Here is a 21,509-nt window from a genome sequence, read left to right as displayed (position 1 = left end):
GTCAGGCCTCCTGCAGGTTGTCGAGGTCGATGGGGGCGAGCTGCCACACGATCTGCGCGCGGCCGCGCCTCTCCATCAGGTCGCGGCGGCGCTCGATGACGCCTCGGCGTTCGAGAGTGACCAGGGCGCGGTAGATCGCGGTCCAGTAGATTCCGTCGGGGCGCAGCATCTCGGAGATCTCGGTGGTGTGGATGGGTTTGGTGGCTGCGGCGACGATGTTGCGGACGAGTTCGCGGATGGTGTCGGCGTCGGGCCTGGGCATGGCGGTGAGGTCAGACATGGGCCGCCTCCTGGTGGAAGAGATCGGGTGTGGCGAGCCGGGTCGCGGCGGCCTCGCAGTAGCGTTCGTCGGCTTCCACCCCGATCGACCGTCGACCCAGCGACCGGGCGGTGAGCAGGGTGGAGCCACTACCCGCGAACGGGTCCAGCACCAGCCCGCCGGCCGGCACGGCGTACTCGATCAGCGGGGCCAGGACGGCCGGGGGCTTCTCCGTCGGGTGCAGGCCACCCCGGACGCTGGGTGCGCGCAGCACCGTGCGGACCAGGCGGGTGCCGTCGTCCTCGTAGTGGTGGGCGCCGATGTCGCCGGTGTGCGGGGTGCGGGAGTCGCGGGCCTGCGAGTGCTTGTCCGGCCCGTGGTAGTTCTCGCGGACCGCGGCGTGGTGTGTGGTCGACCAGGGGCCCCTGTAGAAGTGCAACACCAACTCGTGGACGCGTTTGAATCTGTCGGCCATGAATCCGCTGCCGTTGCGCTTCTCCCACACGACGTCCTGGGACAGGTGCCACGCGGCGAACTGGTCCTTGCGTTCGAGGAACATGCGCATCGACCCGAAGCACCACATGCTGCTGGTGTGCGCGGCGACGAGCGCGGGCCAGCCGTCGGGCCACCGGTCCCACGGCAGCGACGTCTCACCGTAGGGCGGGTCGGTCAGGCAGGCGTCGATGGTGATGTCGAGCGCGGGCAGGATCTCGCGCATGTCTCCGTGCCAGAGCTGGACGTGGTCGTCGCTGTAGTAGGGCTCAGCCACGGGCCACCTCCGCGGCCGCTGCGCCGAACAGGTCGGCGTGCGCGGTCTTCCACGCGGTCCACCGCGGGCCCGGTTGGGGGTCGCGGCTCCCGAAGGTGTGGATGCCGTCCATGACGGCGATGAGCGGCGACGGTTCGTCGCTCGGGCCGGGCACGAAGGTGGGGCCGCCCGACCAGGTGCGGCGCCGGTATCCCCAGCCTCCGTTGGGGTTCTTGATGAAGATGACGGAGTTGTAGCCGCCGTCGCAGTCGAAGGGGAGCTCCCGCATCTTCTGCTTCCATGTCTCGCTGTACCAGTACTCGATGTACTCCTGGTGGAAGGAGCCAACCATCCTCAGTTCGTGGTCGGTCGGCCGTAGCCCCAGCCACAGCGGCGGTTGGTCGTTGACGACGACGGCGGTCAGGTAGTTCCACCGCGGGTACGGGTTGCTGATCAGCGGGACGCGCAGCTGGAGGGGCAGCGGGTCGTCGGTGACTCCGTCCTCGGCGAACCGGGTCAGGTCGTAGTCGGTCATCGTGCACCTGCCGGGTAGTCGTCGTGGATCAGGCCATCGAGCTCGCGGCCCGCGGTCTTCTTGCCGACGCGGCGGATGACCTCGCGTTCGCCGTCCGGGTTGGCGCGGCCGACGAAGCGCTCGCGTGGGTCGGTGTTTCCCTTGCCCCACATGCCGTTCGGCGCCCACTCGCCCCACTGTTTGAAGTGGAACGGCACGCCAGCCGACGCGCACTGGTCGCGGAGGGACCGCGCCCAGTCGGGGTGCATCGGCCGCGCGCCGGGGCCGGACTCACCGCCCGCGACAACCCAGTCCAGGCGTTCTGCCTCTGTGGTCCACACGTGGGGGATGCCGTGGCGGCCGTGGACGACGTCGAGGTGCGTGCCGCCGCCCTTGGTCCATGCGACGCGGGTCAGGTCCACGGGTCCGAGCAGCGGCTCAGCGGAGATCCAGCGCACGGCGGCCGGGGTCATGAGCAGCGCGGGAATGCGGGTGTCCGCCCACCGCTGTGATTCGGCGCTGACACCCAACCAGACGTTCGGCAGCGGCCAATGATCGGTTGGTGGGATACGCGGGGTCGACGGCCCCTTGGTCAGCAGCTTAACCCAGTGGTAGCAGACGTCCTCACGGAACTGTTCGCTGCAAAGGAGCGAACGCATCCTGCTGTGCCGCTTGGTAAGCACTTGGAACGAATGGTCGGCGGCCGAGGCCATCGTCGCCCACACGCGGGCGATGAACTCGTCCGGCACGGATTCGTGGAACAGGTCTGCGAGGGAGCAGACGAATACGCGGCGCGGCTTGCGCCAGTGCAGCGGCACGGTGAGCCGGTCCTCGTGCATCTGGACCCCTGTCGTGCCGCCGATGATCGGCAGGTCGAACCTTCGGCCGGTCATCCGGAACGGCGGGGTGCGTTCGATGTAGCAGTTGAGGCAGCCGTCGCTGATGCGGGTGCAGCCGGTGACCGGCGACCAGGTGGCGTCGGTCCAGGAGATGAGGGTCTTGTCGCTCATGTCGCTGCACCCCACCCGGCGAGGTCGCGGCGCAACTGGGCGAACAGCACGGCCATCGGCTCAGGGTCGGCGGTCCGCGGGTGTTCGTCGTCGGCTTCTTGTTCGGCGGCGAGGGTGTCGGGCGGGAACGCGAGCCCGCAGTCGCAGTCGTCGAGGTTGCCGTTGTCGGGGTCGAGGACCCACGCGTGCATGTGCGGCGTCTCGGCGCGCTCTTCGGTGAGGGCCTGGTCGAGTTGGATGACGCGGGCGAGTGCGTTGTCCCGCGCGGTGCGCGCTTCGGTGGCGCGTTGTTCGGCGTCGGAGAGGCGGCCTTGCAGGCGGTTGATCTCTTCGCGCAAGGCGTCAAGGTGCTTCGCGTCCGGGGCGGTCTTGCGGGCGGCGGTGAGCTCGTTTCGGATCTGGTCGCGCTCCATCTTCAGCGCGGCGTGCTCTCCTTTCTGCCGTTCGACGGTGCGGATCGACCCTTCGACCTGCTTGCGCAGCTCGGCGACGAGGTCTTCGAGCCGCTGCAGCTGCGCGGGGTCGGCGGCCGGGGTGGGAACATGGTCGTGGTCGCCGATGAGGAGGGGTTTCACGGCGGCGGCGAGGAAGGCGACGTACTCGGGTTCGGCTGCGGTGTCGTACTTTTTGCGGTCGCACCAGCGTTTGTCGGCGCGGGTGAGGACTGCGAGCGCGTCGAGTTTGCGGCCGTTGACGGCGGCGGTCACGGTCGTTCACCCCCTGGTCGGTGGAGTTCGCCGCGCCGGTCACCGAGGACGGCGGCGTTGATGTCGGCCAGGCCGGTAACGGTGGGCGGGTGCTCGACTCCGCAGCCGCCCAGGCATCCGACGTGTCCGCAGTCGGCGGCGCACGTGGTGGACGGTGTCTTGGGGCGGATGTCGTAGTGGGCGAGGATCGCTTCGGCCAGCGAGGTGACCGGCACCCAGACGCGGAAGTCGTTGCGGTTGGGCCAGCGTGGAACGGTGTCGTCGTCCGGATCGACGTATCCGGCGGCTCGCAGGGCGGCGGCCAGGTCCTTCCTTGTCACAGCGGGAGCGTCGGCAGCAGGGTCGGGCAGGACTTCCCACCCCCGCTCGATCAGGTACGCGCGCTCGTAGTCCTTGTGGTACTTGACGTTCTCGTCGGCTTGGTAGACGACGGTGAACCAGTCGGGGTCTCGCATCTGGAGCGCGATCGAGCCGCGTGGCCCGCGCATGACCTGCCGGATCTCAGCCACGGTCGTCTCCCTGCTGTGAGGTGGACGGGGCGGCGTGCTTGCCGCACGGGCAGCCATCGACGCAGCACATCGGGCGAGGGTCGGCGTAGTCCGCGACGTCGTGAGCCATCGCCGGGTGCTCGCATCGCGGGATGTTCGGACAGATCCAGTCGTTGTCAGCCATGCTGGCCGTCCTGTCCGGCCGGGGCCTGCTCGACGACCTCAGTCAACGACTCAGGACGAGCAAGTAGCCGGTGGATCAACTCACGCAGCTCCGGGCAACCGGTGCGCTCTGTCCCAACGCGGAGCTCGGTCGATGGGTTGGCGCCGTACTTGCAGTCGCAACGCCCGTCACCGCCGTAGGCACACACCGCTCGACGGACAGCCTCCAACGCGGCGGCGAGGTCACGGAGGCTCGTAGTTCGGAATGCGCAGAAGCCGAAGTCATAGGTGACCCACTCCGGCATGGTGCGGGGTTGCGCCTGCACGGGCACGGCGGACTCGCTCAGTGCCCGCTCGACCAGCTCGGACCAGAGCAGCACCTTGTCTTCCCGATCGCGGCGGATCCAGTGCCCGTAGGACTGGCCGGGGATGTTGGGGTACCTGGCCCAACTCGACCCGCTGGACGTGGTCATGATCGGGTAGGGCGGGCGGGGTTCCGGTGCGCCCTTGCGCCAGACATAGACCGGCGCCTGCTCGACTTCCTCCGGGTCGGGGCACCACGGGCAGCCTGCGGTAGGCGCGCGGTGCTCGTCGTGCCTGCGCCAGTGGTCGCAGCAGGTCGCGTCGTGGGTGGTCGCGGGGCACGGCTGGACGTCGTCCTGTTCGGGTTCCGCAGAGGACACCGGGGCGGGCACCACGCACGGCAGCAGCATCAACCACTGCACGATCGCGTCACGAATCTCGCGCCACAAAGGACCAGGGCAAACGCGGCCGATCACCTGGCGAAGCTGGTTGTCGAGGTCATCGGGTAGGCGGACAGGCGCGTACTTTCCGCTCAACGCGTCGCCACGCAGCCGCTCGACCTCGGCGCACGCTTCCATCAGGCGATCCAGCAGCGAGTCCCGCTCTGCCGCGAGCCGCGACGCCCGGCCAGCAGCACGCGCGAAGTTCTCGCCGACGTGCTCCAGGTCCTTGTCCTTGGCTTCGAACCGCGGGCGGACCACCGACACGGCGGCGTCAACCAGGTCGGCGTGTGGCACGTCGTCGCGACTGGCCCTCGCCTGGTCGTAGCGGGCAGGTTCGGCGGGCACGCCCTCGCGCTTGAGCATGGCCGCGAACACGGCGCGGGCGGTCTGCTCGCGGAGGTCGGTGTCCTCGGTGGACACCGCCGGGTTGTCGCGTTCCTCGATCACCCCGCGCAGGTAGGTGGTGAGGTCCATCGCTTCGTCGTAGGCGTCGCGCAGCATGTCGCGCCCGTTGTGCGCCTGCAACGCGGTCCCATACCGGCTCACGCCGAGCTTCTCTCGTGCGTCGAGGTCGGCGCGGACAAGCGACTGGACGGATGGGCGGTCGTTGGGCACGGGCAGCGGCTGATCCCCGGCGCGCTGCCGCAACTCGGTGGTGTCCATGGTGTTCTCCATCAGAACGGGGGCTCGTCGTTAACCGGACCAGGCAGGCGGCGGGCACGGCGACGCATCCGCAGTTCGGCCAGTCGCCAGCCGACGGTGTTCCACCACCACACGGCGAGCCGGGTTGGCTGGCACTCGCGGCATCCGCCGTCGTTGCAGGCGAAGCAGTCCGGCTCTTCCTTGACCGGGTGGCAATCGTCGTCACACCAGTCGTCGTCGAAGTCGTCCCGCTCGTCGTCGTCGATGTCCTGTTCACGCATGGCCCACCGCCGCAAGCTCCTCGGTGACCGCGTCCGCCTCGTCTCGCGCCTGCTCCTCGTCGTCGTCGACGTCGAACGCGAACCGCACCACCGGGTGCAGGGAGCAATCGGCTGGGGCGTCCGCGCAGATGCACACCGGCGCACCGGTCGGCGGCTCACCGAACTCGGCGACCGTCTCGTCGTAGATGGGCGTGTTCATGCGTGGATCTCCTCGGGCAGGTTGACGTCGACGATGCGCTTGGCACCGCGGTGCGACGGCAGATGTTTGGCGGGCCGGTGCACGACGACAAGGGCACCCGCGGCGGTGACATGGCCGTGCTCGTCGAGCAGGCCACGGCGACGCAGGGCGGCGCGCGTCGAGTGGTGGACCGGGGTGGCGGCGTCGGTCTTCAGCTTCAGCAGTGCGGCCCGGGCGGGCGGCTTCAGGCTCCGCCAGGTCTGCTGCAGGCGCGCGATCTCCGCGAGCGCGGGCAGGCTAGTCATCGTCGTCACCGTCCTGACCGGACAGCTGGGCGAGGACCTTCGCCTTGTCGTCCAACGTAACCAGCACCTGGCGGGCCCGCGTGCCGTCGGTCGGGCCGACGACGCCGCGCAACTCCAGCTGGTCCATCAGGACGCTGGCCTTGGCGTAGCCGACCCGTAGGTTGCGCTGCAGCATCGACGTCGACCCGAACTGCGACTCGATGACCAGGTCGGCCGCACTGACCAACAGGGATCCATCCTCGTCGTCCTCGCCGGGCTCGTCGGCGAGCAGGTCGCCCTGCTCCGCGTCGCCGTCGACCTCGCCGTCCTCGTCCGCAGCTGGCGCCGGGGCGTCGACCACGAAGTCGTCCGGCTCATCGCCAGCGTCGGCCAGCTCGGCGCCGATCAGGTCCAAGATCGCCGCCCGCGTACCGGTGCTGATCAGCACGTCGCGGACCATGCTCGACCCGATCAGCGCGCCGACGACACCGCGCTGCTCCAGCTGCGCGAGCAGAAGCCGGGCACGCGCCTCGCCGACCCGCAGCCGCCTCTGCAGCAACTCGGGGCGTGCCTGCTGCAGCGTGATCACCAGCGACGCCGCGTCGACCAGCAGCCGGTCCGGGCGCTCGTCGTCCTCCACCGGAAGGTCCGGCACGTACAGATCCACGTCCGGCGCGTTGCCGCCGTCGCCGTCGGCGGTGTCCCAGCGGTGCGCGGAAATCAGGCCCCGGTAGGTGGGGCCGATCTCGACCAGCCACGGCTTGCGGTGGTGGTAACGGTAGATCTTCGGTGTGACCCCGCGGCGCGCGCCGACCCGCGCGAAGATCGCGAGTGCTGCGGCGGGGATGTCGCTGCGCACCCCGGGCGCCAGTTCCCGGCCGTCGACGAGCACAGCAGCCTCGTCGGGTTCCAGGGCGCGCCACACCTTGTGCGACACCTGGTTGAGGGCGCCCGCGGTGAAACGCACCGACGTGCCGTCCCCGAACAGGTTCGGGTCCTCCGCGACGGTGATCTCGTCGCCGCGCCGGGAGATGACCACCGCGTGGTCCTTCTTCCCCTTGCCGATCTTGCCGAGGAAGTTCAGGACCACGTCGACGTCGGCGATCGGCCACAGCATGGGGTCCATGGCGCCATCGGCCTGCTCGAAGCAGTAGCCGACGCCGCCGGTGCCGTAGGAGGTGCCGACGAGCAGGCCGTGGTCGCCGGGCTCGTCGCCAATCGGGCCGCGCGCCGAGTACAGCAGGACCGCGTCGGTCGAGAGGACGCCGTAGCGGGTGGCGGTGCGTGACAGGTCGGTGAGCATCCCGGCCAGCGGCTTGGACTCGATGCGGATCGTGCTCATCGGGCGGCTCCGGTCGGGTTGATGATTTCGGCGCGGTGGGCGAGGTCGGCCGCGATCTCGCGGGCGTGGGCGGGCAGCATCCGCACCGAGTGGGTCTCCATGTCGCCGTGCGCGAGCCACAGTTCGATGCGGCCGTCGTCGAAGGACGGCTCCTCGACAACGAGCTTCGCGCCGTGGTCGCCGGACCAGGTCCGACCGGCGAGCCGGTTCGGGACGTGGCTGGAGAGGTGGTCGGCGGGCAGCACACAGTCGGTGCCGTCGACGCTGCAGGGGCAGTGGGTCGTGGCGTCGGCAGGGTCGTGGCCGACCGCGTCCCGCCACAGGTTGATGTGAGGCCCGTCTCCCACGTACTTGTCCACGGTGGACAGCGCGGTCGCGGCGGCGAGGGCGAGCATGGCGTGCACCTGGGCGCGGGCAATCAAAGCGCGGTGCTGGTTGTTGTCCACCAGCCCGCCGTCGCGGGTGACCGGATGGCCGTGTGCACCGACGAAACTGGCGTCGGACAGAAGCCGCTGCGCGGCGCCGTAGTGGTCGATCCCGTTCACCGGCCACCGCCGATCTTGCACTGGCAGCGCGGGGGCGGGGTGAGCGCGGGGCAGCCGACGATGTGCCTGTCGCCTACGCGCCGCGGGTCATCCGGCGCCACCATGAACAGCCCGGTCGTGTAGCCCAAGTGCACCGCGTGGGCCCGGTCCTTGGCGCCGAGCTTGCCGAACAGGCGGCGGCAGTGGCTCTTGATCGTGTCCTCGGACAGGTGCAGCATCACTGCGATGTCACCGTTCGTGTGCCCGGCAAGCAGCTGCAGGACCTGCAGTTCCCGCTCGGTGAGCGGGGTGCCGTACTTGGCGGTGTCGCGGTCGCGGACGGGCGGCGCCGTCACCGTGGCGGTCACGACTCACCGCCGAACTGGTTGACCTCGTGCGCGGCCTGCATCTCGTCCTGGCACTGGGCGATCAGCGCGTCCAGCGCCTTGGCCGGGTCGGACGACTGCTCGCAGCTCACCAACTGTTCGATCGCGCGCGACGCCTCAGGGACGGTCATGTGAGTCGAGGACTCGATCCAGCGGCGGATCAACAGGCTGCAGGTGTTCTGCTTGTCGGCCCGCTCGTTGATGCCGAACTTCCCGAACAACACATGCAGCTTGTTCAGCTGCGCCTTCGTCACAGTGGGCTCGCACTCGTGGACCTCGTCCTCCGGCGGGGGCGGCTCGTCCGGCGGAGGCGGCGGCGGTTCGATCTGCTTGGCCGCCTGAGCGGCGGTTCGAGGGCGGACACCGGTGGCGGGCAGCGGCTGCGCGGCGTTCTTGCGCTGCGGCCTGGCCTTCGGCTGCGCGACGGCGGCGGCCTGCTCGGCCACCGAACCCACCGGTGCGGACGGCAAGCTCGCCGGGACCGGCGTCATCAGCCGCGCCGACCCGTCGACCGGCGCATGGTCGTGCGTCTGTCCGGTGATCTGCCTGTGCTGCATGCCCGACGCGGGCGCCATCAGCTGACCGGGGGACACCTCGACATCGAGGACTGGGACAGCGAACCGGCGCGTCCCCACGCCTGGGCGCTTCACGACACGCTGCTCCAGGCGCAACCTGGCGGGCAGCATCTGACCGCGACCGGCCGCGATCTGGATCACCTCGACCGCGCCCTGCAACTCGACAGCCGCGTAGTAGCCCTGGGTGTCGATGCGCCACACGCCCAGGCCGGGCAGGTCGCGCAGCATCACAGACAGCCGGGTGTGGATGTCGCACTCGCGGGCGTCCGGGTCGCACACGCAGGCGCCGTCGCTGATGGACTCGACGCGCCCGTCGCAGCGGCGTTGGCAGCCACCGGCGGACCAGAGTTCGTAGTGCTGGGAGAACGCCATGTCCGACGGCGGGACGATCACTTCGAGCGCGTCGGCGTCGGTGACGACTTCCCACTGCGGCCCGGCCGGGGCTTGCCACGGCGCGGCCTGCCCGCCGAACATCTGCGCGGCGAGTTGGATGCGGTGCGCGTCGGAGCTGGTGAGGCGGAACGTGGTCAGCTTCTCGGGGCGGCTGCCGCCCTTTCCGGTCGGGACCTGCTGGCCGATGCGGATACGCCCGGCCTCGGCGAGCCTGCGCTGCAAGTCGATGATCGGCATCAGCGGTCCCCCGCCGATTCCAGGGCGCCGCCCATGACCGTCTTGCTCGTGTAGTTGAGCCAGCGGAACGCCTCGACGGCGAACAGGAACGCCTCGTGCACCGTCTCGTCGCAGCGGATCGGGTAGGACTCGCACGACTCCGGGGTGATCTGGATGACCAGACCCGAGTCCACGGTGGGCACCGGTTCGGCCATGGCCCGCTCGGCCTCACCGAGCAGGTAGTAGCGGCGCCGGAACTGCTCGGTGCGCCGCGGCCGCCACACCGCCGCGAACTCCGCGTACCGGTAGGCGGCCAGCTGCAGGCCGACCTGCTCCGGGTACGGGGTCTTGAGCTTGCCGCGCGAGTCGTAGGGTTCGCGGCTGGTCTTGTAGTCGCCGATGAACCGGACGCCGTCGATCGTCAGAAACCCGTCGGTCTGCCCTGCGTAGCCGTAGGTCGGGCTGTACACACAGACTTCGGTGGCCTGATAGGACGGTGTGAACCGCTGCAGCCATCCGTCGAATCGGTCCAGCATCGCCTCGACCACGGGGCCTTCGGCGCGGACGTCGACCTGGTCGCCACCAGTGTTGCGCATGGCGTCGGCGATCGCGTCCTTGCCGGGCCGGACGCCGGTGAGCGCGTACACCTCGCACAGGTGGTGCACGACGGTGCCCAGGTCCGCCGAGGACAGCAGGTTGCGGGGGCGGCGGAACCTGGCGTCGCGCAACCACTTCACGGCCTCGGTGCGCCCGCGGTCGGCGAGCATGGCCTGCCAGGTGGCCTGGTTGTCGATTGCGGCGGACGCGGCCTGTTCGGCGGCCCAGTAGAGGAGGGCGGGTTTGTCGAGGGCGCCGAGGACGGTGGTGACGGACCAGAGGGTCAGGTCGCCGTCGTCGGGCTTGTCGACGTCGACGACGTCCTGGCCGAGTTTGCTTGTGGTCGGCGTGGTCATGGTCGTGTGGTCTCCGGGTTGTTGGCGGGCAGCGAGTAGGCGGGGTCGGCGAGCAGGCGGCGGGCGACGTCCTCGCCGACGTCCAGGGCGAGCAGCCGGTGCGCGAGGAAGATGTCGCCGTCCGAGTCCGGGGAGATCACGGCGAGCACGTTCCGGGCCTGCTGGTACATCAGCCGCGCCGCGTCCCGGCCCCGCCTCTCACGGACGGGAACCCAGCGGGCGCCGTAGTCGGAGCCATCGGTCTCGCACGGGCAGCCGGGGGAGCAGTCACCGGGCTGGTCCTCGATCTCGAACAGCGGCCGGTCGTTGCCGCCCGCGAGGACGGTCATGAGCGCGGTCATCAGCCGATCCTCTTGATCTGGTCCCACGCCTCGACCGACTCACCCGGCGCCAGGTCGGCGGTCTCTACGGCGCGCTGCTCGGCAGCCGCGGCGAGCATGCGGTCCAACACCGGCAGCACCAGGTCGGCCAACCGGGCCGCGAACGTCGGATCGGTCTGCGGCACCGGGTTCTCGACCAGCTTGTACTCAGCGGGGAAGCCGAAGCGTTCGTTGCGGATGCAGTTGATCCCGTAGTGCAGCGGGATCGCCTGCACCGAGTAGGCGGGCGCGCTCGTCGCGATCATCCCCAAGACGTCGGTCGGCACCGGCATCCGCAGGCGTGGGTCCTCAACCCGCACCGGCCGGTCACCGATCATTCCCATGACCGCCTCGTAGGCGGCCACCACGTTCGGGTCCAGCGCCATGTCAGATCCCCCCGATCAGGACGGCGACGAACACGAGCGCGACGAGGGCGACCTCGAACAGGAGCCACGCGCGGGCCGGGTCAGCACCCCACCAGTCCCGGCACCGGTTGATGACCTTGCGCGGCGACTCGAACAGGTCCGACATGAACCACACCGGCGCCATCAGCACGGCAACCACGTCGACGGCAACCGCGCCGACCGTGTACGACACCGGCTGCGCGTGCCGGGTCGGCGGATCCGGCACCCGCAGCCGGGGAACCAGCGCCGCCGACAGTGCACCGGCCAGCGCGGGCAGGAACGCGATCAGCAGCACCAGCGCGGCGGCGGCCACCAGGATCCAGAAGATCCGATCGCGGACCGGCCACCGCTGCGGGTCGCGCGGCCGGTCCATCGCGAACAGGTCATCGGCCAGCGACGGAGCGGGCGGCTCGGTCAGCGTCGACACGCTGAGCGGGCGCCGGCACTGCGCGCACCAGCACTTCGGCACCGGGACACCGGTGTTCGGACAGACGGCGCTCATCGGTTCCGCCTCTCATACCGGGCGACCTGGCGGGCGAACCGCGCGCAGCCCTCGGCGTGGCCCTGCTCGCAATCCACCGGGTGCCCGTTGATCGGGCTGAACTCGGTGATCAGGGCCCGGCAGTCGAAGCAGCGCCAGTACGTCGACGGCCGGTCCGACATCGACACGCGGGAACCGGCGACCGCCGCGAACGCGACCTCGGCGGCGGACTGGTCCTCCGAGTCGCGCACCTCCATGGCGCGGGCGATCTCCCACCAGGTCACGCCGTCGGCGCGGGCGGCCCTTGCGTAGTCGCCGACCCGGTTCGCCGCCGCGTTCCGCAGCCGCACGGCCGTTGTCAACGCCACCAGCGGCAGCGGCTCCGACCGCGTCAACTGCGACCCCGGCAGGAACGGGACCGTGCGGAACCCGGCCTTGCCGTGGGCGGCGTGCACCATGCGGGACACGAGGTCGCCGACCTCGCGGCGCACACGGTCGGCCGCCGACTCCGGGGGCAGGCTCGCCGCGCTCACGACACACCACCCGACTGCTCGACGTCGGCGCCGCGCGCGTCCCGACGCGCATCCATGCGGGCGGCGTAGGGGGCGAGCGCCACGTCGAGGGGGACAGCGTCCGCGCCCAGCTCGTCCGCGCGGTCGCGACCCCAGCGGGCGGCGGCCACGATCTCGGCGGCGAGCAGCTCGGCGTCGTCGGCGGTCCACGCGCGGCCCACGAGCCGCACCACCGGCGTTGATCCGTACATCGTCGCGTCCACCAGCTGGCCCCAGCGGGCACCAGACTCGTCGACCTCGTCCGGCTCCGGCAGAGCCATCAGGTGCCGGTCGCCCACCCACGCCGCGTACAGCGGCAGCAGCACCGCGTCCAGCGCGCGGGCGTAGGCCTGCGACAGGTCCGCACCGGAGTCGCGCGCGGCGATCAGCGCGTCCCAGCCAGCCGCGCGGGCCTCGTCGGGCACCGGCGGGACCTGCACAGTCGGCGCCGGGTCCATGCCCGTCGTCTCGTGCAGCACCTGCGCCACGGCCACCTTGATATCGATCCCGTCCGCCGCCCACCGGGCCACGGCCTCCAACTCCACACGGTCGGCGGCCTCGTCGATCTCGGGCATCTCCGGATTGTCCGAGCACGCCCACGTCAGCCACCGCGCCTGCTCGGCCGCGGTCAACCGCGCCCAATGCCGGGCGCCCATCGGCGCGGCCGCGCTGTAACCCTGCATCGCGCCGTGCCGAGCCCTGTAGGCGAAGTCCTGCATGGAGGACACGTGCAGCCCGCAGCTCGGGCAGTCCGAGGACAGCGCCGTGTGCTCGATGAACGGCGACCTGCTGTCGCACAGGTAGCTGTCCACCTCGTGCAGGCTGGAGATGTGCACGAGACCGCTGCGCGAGATCAGCCGCAGCGCCAGCGCCCCGCTGGCCCGCGCGGCCTCGATCGCCAGCGCCTCCCCGTGCGCCTGGTCGACCACGGCCGGGCAGCCCTCGTGGTCCGCTTCCCAGGCCCGCCCCTCGTCGAAGTCGCGCACCTCCTCGGCGGTGCCGCAGTCCAGGCAGATCGCGCGCGCCACCAGCGCAGTCGAGTCGGTGAACCGCACGGACGGGCGCAGCCGCAGGTCCGTGATCGCGGCGCTCACGTCGTCACCGGCGTACCGGCCAAAGCCAGCTCGTGCGCAGCGTCGACCACGGTGACGTCGACGTGCTCGATGACCGTGGTGCCGTCGCTCAGCGGGATCGACAGCCGGTCGCCGTCGTCGGCGATGTACTCGCCCTCGCCCGGATACCAGGCGGCGTACTCGCCGAGCACGATGCGCTTCTCGGTGCGCCGCAGCACGGTGCCGTCGTAGATGTCGCCGTGCCGGATCACGCGGACACGGGGGCTGGCCTCGGCCTTGAGCAGGGTGCGGATCAGCGAGATGTCGAACCGGTCGCCCACAGCGAGGCTCGTGTGGCTGGCCAACGCGGCCACGTGAGGTGCGTTCGGGATGACTGTCACGCTCAGCCGATGGGCACCGTCCATCCGACCGGACAACAGCAGGTGCACGCCGTTGTTCTGGTCGTTGGAGGTCACCCGGATCGGCTCGATCGCGCCGAGCGTGTCGGCCCAGGCGATCAGCGCATGCAGGTGACTGGCGAACCCGCGCCGGTAAACCTGGATGTCGCGGCGCGTCGTGCCCGAGAAGCTCGCCTGAAGGTTCGGGTGAAGGGCGAGGTGGCTCGCCAGGGCGGCGAGCCAGTCGGAGATCGCGGTGTCGGGTGCGATACTCGGGTTGTCCACGGTGATGCTCCTTGAGTTGGGTGATCCGTGGTGGGCGGGCCATATGCCGGGTGCGATCCGGCGGCCCGCCCTTCCTGCGTTCAGAGGTCAGGCGGTCTGGCGCGTGGTCGAGTCCGCGTCGTCAGGACTCGGGTCGGGGTAACGGACTCGCAAGGTCTCGCCGGTCCTGGAGATGCGTCCGCTGGTGGCGATGTAGAGGTCTCGGGAGATGTGCGACCACGACAGCCCGGCGCCGCGCTTGACGCGAACCCAGTCGCCTAGCGGCTGGCCCAGCAGAATGGCCGCGAGTTCGGACGTGGTGTCTGTCATGTCATGACGTTATCCGTCTGACAGACAGACTGTCAACGGTTTGGATGTTGAATCTGACCCACGTGGGGGATCCCTGTTAGGTCAGACGGCAGTCTTGCCAACTTGACAGGTAACTTGGCATGCTTGACGACATGACCGCTGACGAGATCCAGCACGCCATCACGCGGAACGTCCGCGTTCTCATGGCGATGCGGGGGATCACAACCAAGAGGGCACTCGCCGAGCTCCTCGGCAAGCCCGAGAACCACCTATCCCGACAACTCAACGACCAGAGGCGTTGGCAACTCGAAGACCTGGCGGACATCGCCGCCGCCTTCGAGGTCACGCCGGACTCACTCCTCGGCGACGTCACCTACTTGGTCGGCGCGGCGGGTCCAGTGAGCGTGGGCACAGGAAGGGGGTCGAATAGCGTTACTGACCAGTACGCTTCGCCGAACAGGCGGAAGATTAACGGAGGTTAACCGGTGCCGTACCCCACAGACCGTGAGCGTGACCGTCCGTGGGTCATGCGCACTTACGCCGGTCACTCCTCCGCGGCGAAGTCGAACGAGCTGTACCGCCGCAACCTGGCCAAGGGGCAGACCGGCCTGTCCGTCGCCTTCGACTTGCCGACGCAGACCGGCTACGACCCCGACCACGAGCTCGCCAAGGGCGAGGTCGGCAAGGTCGGCGTGCCCGTCACCCATCTCGGTGACATGCGCACCCTGTTCGACCAGATCCCGCTCGCGGGCGCCAACACCTCGATGACGATCAACGCGACGGCCATGTGGCTGCTGTCGCTCTACGTCTCGGTGGCCCAGGAGCAGGCCGAGGCCGAGGGCACCGACTGGCACGAGGTCGTCGCCAAGCTCGCGGGTACCACGCAGAACGACATCATCAAGGAATACCTGTCCCGCGGCACCTATGTCTTCCCGCCGGGGCCGAGCCTGCGGCTGATCACCGACATGGTCGCGTGGACGGTCACCAATGTGCCGAACTGGAACCCGATCAACATCTGCAGCTACCACCTGCAGGAGGTCGGCGCGACGCCCGTGCAGGAGGTCGCCTACGCGATGTGCACGGCAATCGCGGTGCTCGACGCGGTGCGCGACTCCGGGCAGGTGCCCGCCGAGAAGTTCGGCGAGGTCGTCCAGCGGATCTCCTTCTTCGTCAACGCGGGCGTCCGGTTCGTCGAAGAGATGTGCAAGATGCGGGCGTTCACCGAGCTGTGGGACGAGATCACCCGCGACCGCTACGGCATCACCAACGCCAAGCAGCGCCGCTTCCGCTACGGCGTGCAGGTCAACTCCCTCGGCCTGACCGAGGCCCAGCCGGAGAACAACGTCCAGCGCATCGTGCTGGAGATGCTCGCGGTGTCGTTGTCGCGCAAGGCCCGCGCCCGCGCCATCCAGCTGCCCGCGTGGAACGAGGCGCTCGGCCTGCCGCGCCCGTGGGACCAGCAGTGGGCGCTGCGGATGCAGCAGGTCCTCGCCTACGAGACCGACCTGCTGGAGTACGAGGACATCTTCGACGGCTCCCCGGTCATCGAGGCCAAGGTCAACGAGATCATCACCGGCGCGCGCGAGGAGATCGACCGCGTGCAGGCGATGGGTGGCGCGGTCCCGGCGGTCGAGTCCGGGTACATGAAGACCCAGATGGTCGGCTCCCTGGCCGAGTTCCGCAGGCGGATCGAGGCGGGCGAGCAGACCATCGTCGGGGTCAACAAGTTCGACACCACCGAGCCCAGCCCGCTGCAGGCCGAGGGCGCCAAGGCGATCGAGACGGTCGACCCGGCAGGCGAGCGGGAGGCCGTCGAGGCGGTCAAGCGCTGGCGCGCGGCCCGCGACAACGACGCCGCCACCGAGTCCCTTCGCGTGTTGCGCGACGCGGCCAAGACCGAGTCCAATCTGATGGAGGCCACCCTCGCCTGCGCCAGGGCAGGCGTCACCACCGGCGAGTGGTCAGCGGCCCTGCGCGAGGTGTTCGGCGAGTACCGCGCCCCCACCGGCGTCTCCGGCGCCTCGGCGGGCGGCGAGGCGGGTGCCGAACTGGCGACCGTCCGCGACCGAGTCAAGGCGACCGGCGAGGAACTGGGCGAGCGGCTGCGCATGCTGGTCGGCAAGCCCGGCCTCGACGGCCACTCCAACGGCGCCGAGCAAATCGCCGTACGGGCCCGCGACACCGGCTTCGAGGTCGTCTACCAGGGCATCCGGCTGACCCCGGACCAGATCGTCGCGGCCGCGGTGCAGGAGGGCGTGCACGTGGTCGGCCTGTCCATCCTGTCCGGCTCACACCTCGACGCCGTCCCCGCCGTGGTCGACGGCCTGCGCGCCGCCGGTGCCGGGGACATTCCGGTGGTCGTCGGCGGCATCATCCCCCCCGACGACGCGAAGATCCTGACCGCGCGTGGCGTGGCCAGGGTGTTCACGCCGAAGGACTACGAGATGACCCAGATCATGGCCGAGATCGTCAACGTCATCCGCGAGGCCAACAAGCTGGGCTAAAGCAGGCCGCCGGCACGGAACATCCGGTCATAGATGTCCCGGATGATCGGCTCCTTGTGCCGGTTGTAGTCCACGATGACTCCCGCCGCCGCCGTGGTCTCCGCGGCGGCGGCGTGTTTCGCGTCGCGGTAGCGGGCAAGGTCGTCCTGGTGCCCGATCAGCCAGTCCCGGAACTTGCGATGGCGGACGGTCTCGGGGCAGTCGGGGCTGAAGACGTGCAGGTTGCGGGGTCTGGGTCGTGGTGCCGGGTGATCTCCACGTGCGTCGGCCTGCGGTCAGCCTGTTCGCGAGTACGGTCGGGATATGGCCGAGTACCAGCACATCCTCGTAGAACGCACCGACCGCGTCGTCCGGATCACGATGAACCGGCCCACCCGCCGCAATTCGCTGTCCGGCGACCACCTGGCCGAGTTGCTGACCGCCTTCCGTGCCGCGGGGGAGTCCGACGCCACCGGCATCGTGTTGGCGGGCGCGGGCCCGGTGTTCTCCTCCGGCCACGACTTCGCCGACGTCGCCGCCCGCGACCTGGCCGGTGTGCGCGAACTCCTCGAACTCTGCACCGACCTGATGCGCACGATCCAATCCGTGCCCCAGGTGGTCATCGCCCGCGTGCACGGCCTGGCCACGGCGGCGGGCTGTCAGCTGGTGGCCAGCTGCGACCTGGCCGTCGCCGCCGAATCCGCGGGATTCGCCCTCCCCGGCGGCAAAGGCGGCTGGTTCTGCCACACGCCTGCGGTCCCCGTAGCCCGCTCGATCGGCCGCAAACGCTTGCTAGAACTCGCGCTGACCGGCGACATCATCGACGCGCAGACCGCCGAGTCCTGGGGCCTGGTCAACTACGTGGTCCCCGACGCGGACCTCGACAAGGCAGTCGACGACCTGTTGAGCCGGGCCACCCGCGGCAGCGACGCGAGTCGGGCGGTGGGGAAGCAGACCATCTACGCCCAACTCGACCGCCCGGAAGCCGACGCGTACGCGATCGCGTTGGAGGTCATGGCCGCCGCGTCGCAATTGGCGGGGGCGAAGGAAGGCATGGCTGCCTTCCTGGAGAAGCGTTCCCCAGTCTGGCCGGATTGACCGCTACCGAGCCGGTCGGTAGGTCGCGATGAGCACGCCACCGCTGGTCGTCGTGCAGTCGACCAATTCGAGTCCGGTCGTCGCCGCGGTGTCGGCGAAGAGTCGGCGGCGGCCGCCGCCCGCGATGACGGGGTGGATCAGCAGCGTCAGTTCGTCGAGCAGGCCCTCATCGAGCAGGGCCCGCACCACCGACGGGCTGCCCGCGACGGTGATCGTCCCGCCTTCGCCCTGGCGCAGTTCGGTGACGCACTCGGCCAGAGTGCCCTTGATCAGCGTGCTGTTCGGCCACGCGTCGACGGAGTCGAGGGTCGTGGAGGCGACGTACCTGGGGGTGCCGTTGATCAGCGAAGCGAACGGTTCGTCGTCCGCGGTCGGCCAGTACTCGGCCCACTCCGTGTAGGTGGTTCGGCCCAGCAGCACGGTGTCCGCCTCGTCGAGCGCGCGCATCATCGCCGCGCCCATTTCGTCGTCGAAGGAGAACTGCCACTCGTCGGGCGACTCGACGACACCGTCGAGCGAGATGAACAGTGACGCGGTTACTTTGCGCATCGGATAAGCCTTTCTGAGAATTGGAACCGCGGTTACAGGCTTCGGATGAACTTCGACAGCGTCGGGACGAACACGTCGGCTGTGGTGCTGTGCTGGGCGCCTTCGACCGCTTCGAGCGTGGCGGTGGGCAGCAGGTCGGCGATGGCGTTGGCCGCGGCGATCAGCCACGGCTCGGTGCCGTTGCCGTGCAGGACAAGGGTGGGGACGGTGACCGCGGCCCAGCGGTCGGCGGGCAGCGGGTTGCCCGACATCGTGGTGCCCATGAACCGGCCGTCGTAGGCGATGGTGTGCGCGATACCTTCGAGCACCGGCCAGAACGGGCTCTGCCGCATGCCGCCGACGGCCTCGACGGGCAGGCCAGCCGCGGCGGTGAGGAACAGTTCGACGGCGTCGCCCGGGCGGCCCGCGGCGACGGCGGCGTCGAGTCGCTCGACGTAGTCGGTGGGGATGGGCGGCCTGCCGCTGTCGACGACGAACGGCGGCTCCCACAGGACCAGCTTGCTGATGGGCAGACCCGCCGCGGCGGCGTCAAGGGCCAGGACCGCGCCGGACGACTGGCCGCACACCACCGCGGGGGCACCCGCCGCGTCGATGAGCGCGGCGAGGTCCTCGATCTCGCGTTCGGTCGAGTAGGGGGCGGTGTCGCTGCTCTCGCCGCGGCCGCGGCGGTCGTAGGTGTAGACGCGGAACTCCCCGGCCAGCAGCGCCGCGGTCTCGGCGTTGAGCTGGTTGACCGCGCGGAACGAGGTGGCGCCGTCAACCAGGATCAGCGGCTCGCCCTCGCCGCGGACGTCGAACGCGATCGTGTTGCCGTCTTTCGAGTAGACCGTTCCCATGATGTTCGCTCTCCTTGGTCGCTGGAACTAGACCGTACAGTACTGCGATGGGTACGGTACTGTCTAGTACTAGTTCCGAATCCAGGGAGGCGTCGTGGACCCACAGCAGGGCGGGCGGACCGCGAGCAAACGGCGGGCGATCCTGAGCGCGGCCACCGAGGTGTTCCTGAACAACGGCTACCTCGGCGCGAGCATGGACGAGGTGGCGGCCAAGGCCGCGGTGTCCAAGCAGACCGTCTACAAGCAGTTCGCGGACAAGGAGCATCTGTTCGCCGAGATCATCCTCGGCACGACCCTGCAGGTCGTGGAGGGCTTCGCGACGGCGTTCGGCAGCGCGCTGGATGAGGCGACCGACGTGCGCGAAGGCTTCCGCGATCTCGCCCACCGGTTCCTCGACACCCTCATGGAGCCGAGGGTCCTGCGACTGCGACGTCTGGTCCTGGCCGAGGCCGACCGGTTCCCGCAGGTCTCCGGCGCCTGGTTCGAGCGCGGCTTCCATCAGTCGCTCGTGCTGCTCGGGGAGTCGATGCAGCGCCTTGTCGACCGCGGCCTGCTGCGGCCGCTGTCGGACCCGACGCTGGCGGCCTACCACTTCGCCGGGCTCGTCATGTACAAGCCGATGAACCAGGTGATGTTCGCGGGCACGGAGGCGGGACCCTCCGTCGCCGAGATCGACGACCTCGCCGACCGGGCCGCGGACGTCTTCCTGGCCGCCTACAACTGAACGGCGGCGCGCGCTCCGGGGGAGCGCACGCCGCCGTCTCATATGGACACAGCTAGGGCAGCGTGTCCAGGTGGGGTGCCACCGTGTTGGCGAAGTTCCAGTTGTTCGACGCGTCCCAGTTGATCGACCACGTCATCGCGCCCCGGATGTCCGGGTACGCCTGCGACGGGACGAAGCTGCCGCAGTTCGTGCGCCGGGCCAGGCAGCTCAGCGCGTTGTTGACGTTGCCGGGTGACTGATACCCGCCACCCGCGCCGGAAGGTGACGCGGGCAGGCCGAGTCCGACCTGATCGGCCCGCAGCCCACCTTGGAGCTGGATGCAAGCCAGCGCGGTCAGGAAGTTCACCGTGCCCTGGCTGTGGACCTGACCGTCACACCCGTTCATCGTCCCCGAGTTGTAGTACTGCAGGTTGACGATCGTCAGAATTTCCTTGGTGGCCAAGGCGAGTTGGAAGTATCCGCCCTGAGTGGACTGCATGTCGATCGTCTGCGGCGCCATGGTGATCACCTTGCCGCCCGCGGCGTGGATGCGGCGCAGGGCCGGGGCCATGTGGGTGGCGTTGATCCCGTTCTCCAGGTCGATGTCGACGCCGTCGAACCCGTAGTCGGCGATCAGCCCGGACATCGTGCTGGAGAACGCCTCCGACGCCGCCGCGTCGCCGACCCAGATGGTGCCCTTCTCGCCGCCGACGGACAGGATCACCTTCTGGCCACGGGCTTTCACGGTGCGGATGTCGGCGCGGAACTGCGCGTCGGTGTACCCGCCGAGTTGGCTCGACAGGCCCGAGTCCAGGGTGAAGCTGACCGCGCCGTTGCGCCCGGGGACGGCGTCGGCGAAGGAGATCGCGATGATGTCGTAGGTGGTCGGGACCTGCGCCAGGGTCAGCGCGCGGGCGCCGTTGTAGAAGTTCTGCCAGTAGCCGGTGAGGATGTGCTTCGGCAGTCCGGTCGGCGGCGGCTGCGTGGTGGTGGTCGTAGTGGTTGTCATCGTCGTAGTGGTCGACGTCGGTGTCGTGGTGGTCGAAGTCGGTGTCGTAGTGGTCAACGTCGGTGTCGTCGGGGTGGTCGTGGTGGTCGGCGGCGTACCCGGGCCGTCGAGGATCACGTCGTCGGCGCGGTACGCGGGCTGGCCGTACCAGCCGTGCAGGTAGATCGTCACCGACTTGGTCGACGCGCCGCTGGTGAACGCCGTCGACAGTTGCACCCACGAACCTGACACCGGCGTCCAAGTGCTGACGTCAGCTGTCCCGGTGCCGGTCGCGCCGAGGTAGGTGTAGGCGCCCTTGACCCACGCGGTCAGGGCGTAGCGGGTGTTCGGGATGACCGCGACGGTCTGGGAACACCGGGCGTTGTCGTGCCCGGCGGGGGTGCCGACCAGCGCGGACGTGCCCGAGTGGGTGTCCCCGCCCGCCACCGCCGCGGCGCCGCACGACCACCCGCTGAGGTTGCCGGTCTCGAATCCGGGATTGCTGACCAGGTTCGCCGCCGAGGCCGGACCGGTGAACGCGACGACCAGCGTGAAGCAGATCGACACGGCCGACAGCAGGGCTAAAAGCGCGCGTTTGACAGGGAGCGACATGGCTGCCTCCAGTG

The 21,509-nt window shown here is 69.8% G+C and carries 30 protein-coding genes and 1 pseudogene; 4 read left to right on the top strand and 27 right to left on the bottom strand.

Annotation, left to right across the window (positions count from 1 at the left end):
* Position 1: 1 nt before the first annotated feature.
* The 23 genes and pseudogenes from BN1701_RS18885 to BN1701_RS18780 all read right to left on the bottom strand — a co-directional run bounded on the left by BN1701_RS18885 (position 2) and on the right by BN1701_RS18780 (position 14,247).
* Positions 2-280: a hypothetical protein gene (locus tag BN1701_RS18885; protein WP_054050663.1), complete on the bottom strand. Its 279-nt coding sequence runs from the start codon at positions 278-280 to the stop codon at positions 2-4.
* On the bottom strand, positions 273-1,028 hold the full coding sequence (locus tag BN1701_RS18880) for a site-specific DNA-methyltransferase (RefSeq protein WP_197672112.1): 756 nt from the start codon (positions 1,026-1,028) through the stop codon (positions 273-275). Before BN1701_RS18880 ends, BN1701_RS18885 begins: the two co-directional genes overlap by 8 nt.
* Positions 1,021-1,542 carry a hypothetical protein gene (locus BN1701_RS18875; RefSeq protein WP_054050661.1) on the bottom strand — a complete coding sequence of 174 codons (522 nt, stop codon included), beginning with the start codon at positions 1,540-1,542 and terminating at the stop codon, positions 1,021-1,023. The genes BN1701_RS18880 and BN1701_RS18875 overlap by 8 nt, the downstream gene beginning before the upstream one ends.
* A complete protein-coding gene (locus BN1701_RS18870; protein WP_054050659.1) occupies positions 1,539-2,531 on the bottom strand; it encodes a DUF5131 family protein in 993 nt (330 codons plus the stop codon). The genes BN1701_RS18875 and BN1701_RS18870 overlap by 4 nt, the downstream gene beginning before the upstream one ends.
* On the bottom strand, positions 2,528-3,238 hold the full coding sequence (locus BN1701_RS18865) for a hypothetical protein (protein ID WP_054050657.1): 711 nt from the start codon (positions 3,236-3,238) through the stop codon (positions 2,528-2,530). Before BN1701_RS18865 ends, BN1701_RS18870 begins: the two co-directional genes overlap by 4 nt.
* Positions 3,235-3,747, bottom strand: a complete 513-nt coding sequence (locus BN1701_RS18860) for a hypothetical protein (RefSeq protein ID WP_054050655.1) — start codon at positions 3,745-3,747, stop codon at positions 3,235-3,237. The genes BN1701_RS18865 and BN1701_RS18860 overlap by 4 nt, the downstream gene beginning before the upstream one ends.
* Positions 3,740-3,910, bottom strand: coding sequence for a hypothetical protein (locus BN1701_RS35670; RefSeq protein ID WP_157368066.1), 171 nt, complete (start codon positions 3,908-3,910; stop codon positions 3,740-3,742). The genes BN1701_RS18860 and BN1701_RS35670 overlap by 8 nt, the downstream gene beginning before the upstream one ends.
* Complete coding sequence (locus BN1701_RS18855) at positions 3,903-5,297, bottom strand: hypothetical protein (RefSeq protein ID WP_157368065.1); 1,395 nt, start codon at positions 5,295-5,297, stop codon at positions 3,903-3,905. Before BN1701_RS18855 ends, BN1701_RS35670 begins: the two co-directional genes overlap by 8 nt.
* An 11-nt stretch (positions 5,298-5,308) precedes the next feature.
* Positions 5,309-5,557: a hypothetical protein gene (locus BN1701_RS18850; RefSeq protein ID WP_054050651.1), complete on the bottom strand. Its 249-nt coding sequence runs from the start codon at positions 5,555-5,557 to the stop codon at positions 5,309-5,311.
* Positions 5,550-5,756, bottom strand: a complete 207-nt coding sequence (locus BN1701_RS18845; protein WP_054050649.1) for a hypothetical protein — start codon at positions 5,754-5,756, stop codon at positions 5,550-5,552. The genes BN1701_RS18850 and BN1701_RS18845 overlap by 8 nt, the downstream gene beginning before the upstream one ends.
* Positions 5,753-6,040, bottom strand: coding sequence for a hypothetical protein (locus tag BN1701_RS18840; RefSeq protein WP_054050648.1), 288 nt, complete (start codon positions 6,038-6,040; stop codon positions 5,753-5,755). The genes BN1701_RS18845 and BN1701_RS18840 overlap by 4 nt, the downstream gene beginning before the upstream one ends.
* A complete protein-coding gene (locus BN1701_RS38240; protein WP_054050646.1) occupies positions 6,033-7,361 on the bottom strand; it encodes a DNA translocase FtsK in 1,329 nt (442 codons plus the stop codon). Before BN1701_RS38240 ends, BN1701_RS18840 begins: the two co-directional genes overlap by 8 nt.
* Positions 7,358-7,906, bottom strand: a complete 549-nt coding sequence (locus BN1701_RS18830) for a hypothetical protein (RefSeq protein ID WP_054050644.1) — start codon at positions 7,904-7,906, stop codon at positions 7,358-7,360. Before BN1701_RS18830 ends, BN1701_RS38240 begins: the two co-directional genes overlap by 4 nt.
* Before the next feature lie 107 nt (positions 7,907-8,013).
* A pseudogene (locus BN1701_RS37380) lies at positions 8,014-8,190 on the bottom strand (response regulator transcription factor); the annotation flags it as partial.
* Positions 8,191-8,249: 59 nt separating this feature from the next.
* Positions 8,250-9,476 carry a hypothetical protein gene (locus BN1701_RS18820; RefSeq protein ID WP_054050642.1) on the bottom strand — a complete coding sequence of 409 codons (1,227 nt, stop codon included), beginning with the start codon at positions 9,474-9,476 and terminating at the stop codon, positions 8,250-8,252.
* Positions 9,476-10,408, bottom strand: coding sequence for a hypothetical protein (locus tag BN1701_RS18815; RefSeq protein WP_054050640.1), 933 nt, complete (start codon positions 10,406-10,408; stop codon positions 9,476-9,478). The genes BN1701_RS18820 and BN1701_RS18815 overlap by 1 nt, the downstream gene beginning before the upstream one ends.
* Positions 10,405-10,749 (bottom strand): hypothetical protein, encoded by a 345-nt coding sequence (locus BN1701_RS18810; protein WP_054050638.1) that lies wholly within the window; start codon positions 10,747-10,749, stop codon positions 10,405-10,407. Before BN1701_RS18810 ends, BN1701_RS18815 begins: the two co-directional genes overlap by 4 nt.
* A complete protein-coding gene (locus BN1701_RS18805; protein WP_054050634.1) occupies positions 10,749-11,153 on the bottom strand; it encodes a hypothetical protein in 405 nt (134 codons plus the stop codon). The genes BN1701_RS18810 and BN1701_RS18805 overlap by 1 nt, the downstream gene beginning before the upstream one ends.
* A gap of 1 nt (position 11,154) precedes the next feature.
* The gene (locus tag BN1701_RS18800) at positions 11,155-11,673 is read right to left on the bottom strand and encodes a hypothetical protein (RefSeq protein WP_054050632.1); all 519 of its coding nucleotides are present in this window, start codon (positions 11,671-11,673) and stop codon (positions 11,155-11,157) included.
* On the bottom strand, positions 11,670-12,185 hold the full coding sequence (locus BN1701_RS18795) for a hypothetical protein (RefSeq protein WP_054050630.1): 516 nt from the start codon (positions 12,183-12,185) through the stop codon (positions 11,670-11,672). The genes BN1701_RS18800 and BN1701_RS18795 overlap by 4 nt, the downstream gene beginning before the upstream one ends.
* On the bottom strand, positions 12,182-13,297 hold the full coding sequence (locus BN1701_RS18790; protein ID WP_054050628.1) for a hypothetical protein: 1,116 nt from the start codon (positions 13,295-13,297) through the stop codon (positions 12,182-12,184). Before BN1701_RS18790 ends, BN1701_RS18795 begins: the two co-directional genes overlap by 4 nt.
* Positions 13,294-13,938, bottom strand: a complete 645-nt coding sequence (locus tag BN1701_RS18785; protein WP_054050626.1) for a hypothetical protein — start codon at positions 13,936-13,938, stop codon at positions 13,294-13,296. The genes BN1701_RS18790 and BN1701_RS18785 overlap by 4 nt, the downstream gene beginning before the upstream one ends.
* 87 nt (positions 13,939-14,025) lie before the next feature.
* Positions 14,026-14,247, bottom strand: a complete 222-nt coding sequence (locus BN1701_RS18780) for a hypothetical protein (protein ID WP_054050624.1) — start codon at positions 14,245-14,247, stop codon at positions 14,026-14,028.
* A 131-nt stretch (positions 14,248-14,378) separates the two neighbouring features.
* Here BN1701_RS18780 and BN1701_RS18775 point away from each other — a divergent pair, with 131 nt between their 5' ends.
* Both BN1701_RS18775 and BN1701_RS18770 read left to right on the top strand, forming a co-directional pair.
* Positions 14,379-14,708 (top strand): helix-turn-helix domain-containing protein, encoded by a 330-nt coding sequence (locus tag BN1701_RS18775; RefSeq protein ID WP_172803280.1) that lies wholly within the window; start codon positions 14,379-14,381, stop codon positions 14,706-14,708.
* Between the two features lie 3 nt (positions 14,709-14,711).
* Positions 14,712-16,730: a protein meaA gene (locus tag BN1701_RS18770; RefSeq protein WP_082859927.1), complete on the top strand. Its 2,019-nt coding sequence runs from the start codon at positions 14,712-14,714 to the stop codon at positions 16,728-16,730.
* Here BN1701_RS18770 and BN1701_RS34400 read toward each other — a convergent pair.
* Entirely contained in the window at positions 16,727-16,951 is a 225-nt protein-coding gene (locus BN1701_RS34400) for a GrpB family protein (protein WP_082860377.1), read from the bottom strand. The two genes, BN1701_RS18770 and BN1701_RS34400, sit on opposite strands and share 4 nt — an antisense overlap.
* Positions 16,952-17,033: 82 nt before the next feature.
* Here BN1701_RS34400 and BN1701_RS18765 point away from each other — a divergent pair, with 82 nt between their 5' ends.
* A complete protein-coding gene (locus tag BN1701_RS18765) occupies positions 17,034-17,807 on the top strand; it encodes an enoyl-CoA hydratase-related protein (RefSeq protein WP_054050618.1) in 774 nt (257 codons plus the stop codon).
* Positions 17,808-17,810: 3 nt separating this feature from the next.
* On the opposite strand, the gene BN1701_RS18760 is transcribed toward BN1701_RS18765, so the two are convergent.
* Positions 17,811-18,356: a dihydrofolate reductase family protein gene (locus BN1701_RS18760; protein ID WP_054050616.1), complete on the bottom strand. Its 546-nt coding sequence runs from the start codon at positions 18,354-18,356 to the stop codon at positions 17,811-17,813.
* Between the two features lie 32 nt (positions 18,357-18,388).
* Positions 18,389-19,192, bottom strand: a complete 804-nt coding sequence (locus tag BN1701_RS18755) for an alpha/beta fold hydrolase (protein ID WP_054050614.1) — start codon at positions 19,190-19,192, stop codon at positions 18,389-18,391.
* A 94-nt stretch (positions 19,193-19,286) separates the two neighbouring features.
* Between BN1701_RS18755 and BN1701_RS18750 the strand changes: the two genes are divergently transcribed.
* The gene (locus BN1701_RS18750; RefSeq protein ID WP_054050612.1) at positions 19,287-19,916 is read left to right on the top strand and encodes a TetR/AcrR family transcriptional regulator; all 630 of its coding nucleotides are present in this window, start codon (positions 19,287-19,289) and stop codon (positions 19,914-19,916) included.
* Between the two features lie 52 nt (positions 19,917-19,968).
* On the opposite strand, the gene BN1701_RS18745 is transcribed toward BN1701_RS18750, so the two are convergent.
* Positions 19,969-21,495 (bottom strand): chitinase, encoded by a 1,527-nt coding sequence (locus BN1701_RS18745; RefSeq protein WP_054050610.1) that lies wholly within the window; start codon positions 21,493-21,495, stop codon positions 19,969-19,971.
* Between the last annotated feature and the right edge of the window lie 14 nt (positions 21,496-21,509).

This window comes from Alloactinosynnema sp. L-07 (genome assembly GCF_900070365.1).
Classification (GTDB): Bacteria; Actinomycetota; Actinomycetes; order Mycobacteriales; family Pseudonocardiaceae; genus Actinokineospora.
Note: the sequence above shows the minus strand (reverse complement) of the source record. Positions and strands in the feature narration are given on the sequence as shown.

What these genes read in the sequence shown, in the direction of transcription:
- BN1701_RS18875 (WP_054050661.1), bottom strand. Translation starts at nt 1,542, where the DNA reads ATGACCGACTACGACCTGACCCGGTTCGCCGAGGACGGAGTCACCGAC.
- BN1701_RS18775 (WP_172803280.1), top strand. Translation starts at nt 14,379, where the DNA reads ATGACCGCTGACGAGATCCAGCACGCCATCACGCGGAACGTCCGCGTT.
- BN1701_RS18760 (WP_054050616.1), bottom strand. Translation starts at nt 18,356, where the DNA reads ATGCGCAAAGTAACCGCGTCACTGTTCATCTCGCTCGACGGTGTCGTC.
- BN1701_RS18885 (WP_054050663.1), bottom strand. Translation starts at nt 280, where the DNA reads ATGTCTGACCTCACCGCCATGCCCAGGCCCGACGCCGACACCATCCGC.
- BN1701_RS18805 (WP_054050634.1), bottom strand. Translation starts at nt 11,153, where the DNA reads ATGGCGCTGGACCCGAACGTGGTGGCCGCCTACGAGGCGGTCATGGGA.
- BN1701_RS18810 (WP_054050638.1), bottom strand. Translation starts at nt 10,749, where the DNA reads ATGACCGCGCTCATGACCGTCCTCGCGGGCGGCAACGACCGGCCGCTG.
- BN1701_RS18815 (WP_054050640.1), bottom strand. Translation starts at nt 10,408, where the DNA reads ATGACCACGCCGACCACAAGCAAACTCGGCCAGGACGTCGTCGACGTC.
- BN1701_RS18870 (WP_054050659.1), bottom strand. Translation starts at nt 2,531, where the DNA reads ATGAGCGACAAGACCCTCATCTCCTGGACCGACGCCACCTGGTCGCCG.
- BN1701_RS18845 (WP_054050649.1), bottom strand. Translation starts at nt 5,756, where the DNA reads ATGAACACGCCCATCTACGACGAGACGGTCGCCGAGTTCGGTGAGCCG.
- BN1701_RS18855 (WP_157368065.1), bottom strand. Translation starts at nt 5,297, where the DNA reads ATGGACACCACCGAGTTGCGGCAGCGCGCCGGGGATCAGCCGCTGCCC.
- BN1701_RS18780 (WP_054050624.1), bottom strand. Translation starts at nt 14,247, where the DNA reads ATGACAGACACCACGTCCGAACTCGCGGCCATTCTGCTGGGCCAGCCG.
- BN1701_RS18850 (WP_054050651.1), bottom strand. Translation starts at nt 5,557, where the DNA reads ATGCGTGAACAGGACATCGACGACGACGAGCGGGACGACTTCGACGAC.
- BN1701_RS18800 (WP_054050632.1), bottom strand. Translation starts at nt 11,673, where the DNA reads ATGAGCGCCGTCTGTCCGAACACCGGTGTCCCGGTGCCGAAGTGCTGG.
- BN1701_RS18840 (WP_054050648.1), bottom strand. Translation starts at nt 6,040, where the DNA reads ATGACTAGCCTGCCCGCGCTCGCGGAGATCGCGCGCCTGCAGCAGACC.
- BN1701_RS18755 (WP_054050614.1), bottom strand. Translation starts at nt 19,192, where the DNA reads ATGGGAACGGTCTACTCGAAAGACGGCAACACGATCGCGTTCGACGTC.
- BN1701_RS38240 (WP_054050646.1), bottom strand. Translation starts at nt 7,361, where the DNA reads ATGAGCACGATCCGCATCGAGTCCAAGCCGCTGGCCGGGATGCTCACC.
- BN1701_RS18820 (WP_054050642.1), bottom strand. Translation starts at nt 9,476, where the DNA reads ATGCCGATCATCGACTTGCAGCGCAGGCTCGCCGAGGCCGGGCGTATC.
- BN1701_RS18765 (WP_054050618.1), top strand. Translation starts at nt 17,034, where the DNA reads ATGGCCGAGTACCAGCACATCCTCGTAGAACGCACCGACCGCGTCGTC.
- BN1701_RS18745 (WP_054050610.1), bottom strand. Translation starts at nt 21,495, where the DNA reads ATGTCGCTCCCTGTCAAACGCGCGCTTTTAGCCCTGCTGTCGGCCGTG.
- BN1701_RS35670 (WP_157368066.1), bottom strand. Translation starts at nt 3,910, where the DNA reads ATGGCTGACAACGACTGGATCTGTCCGAACATCCCGCGATGCGAGCAC.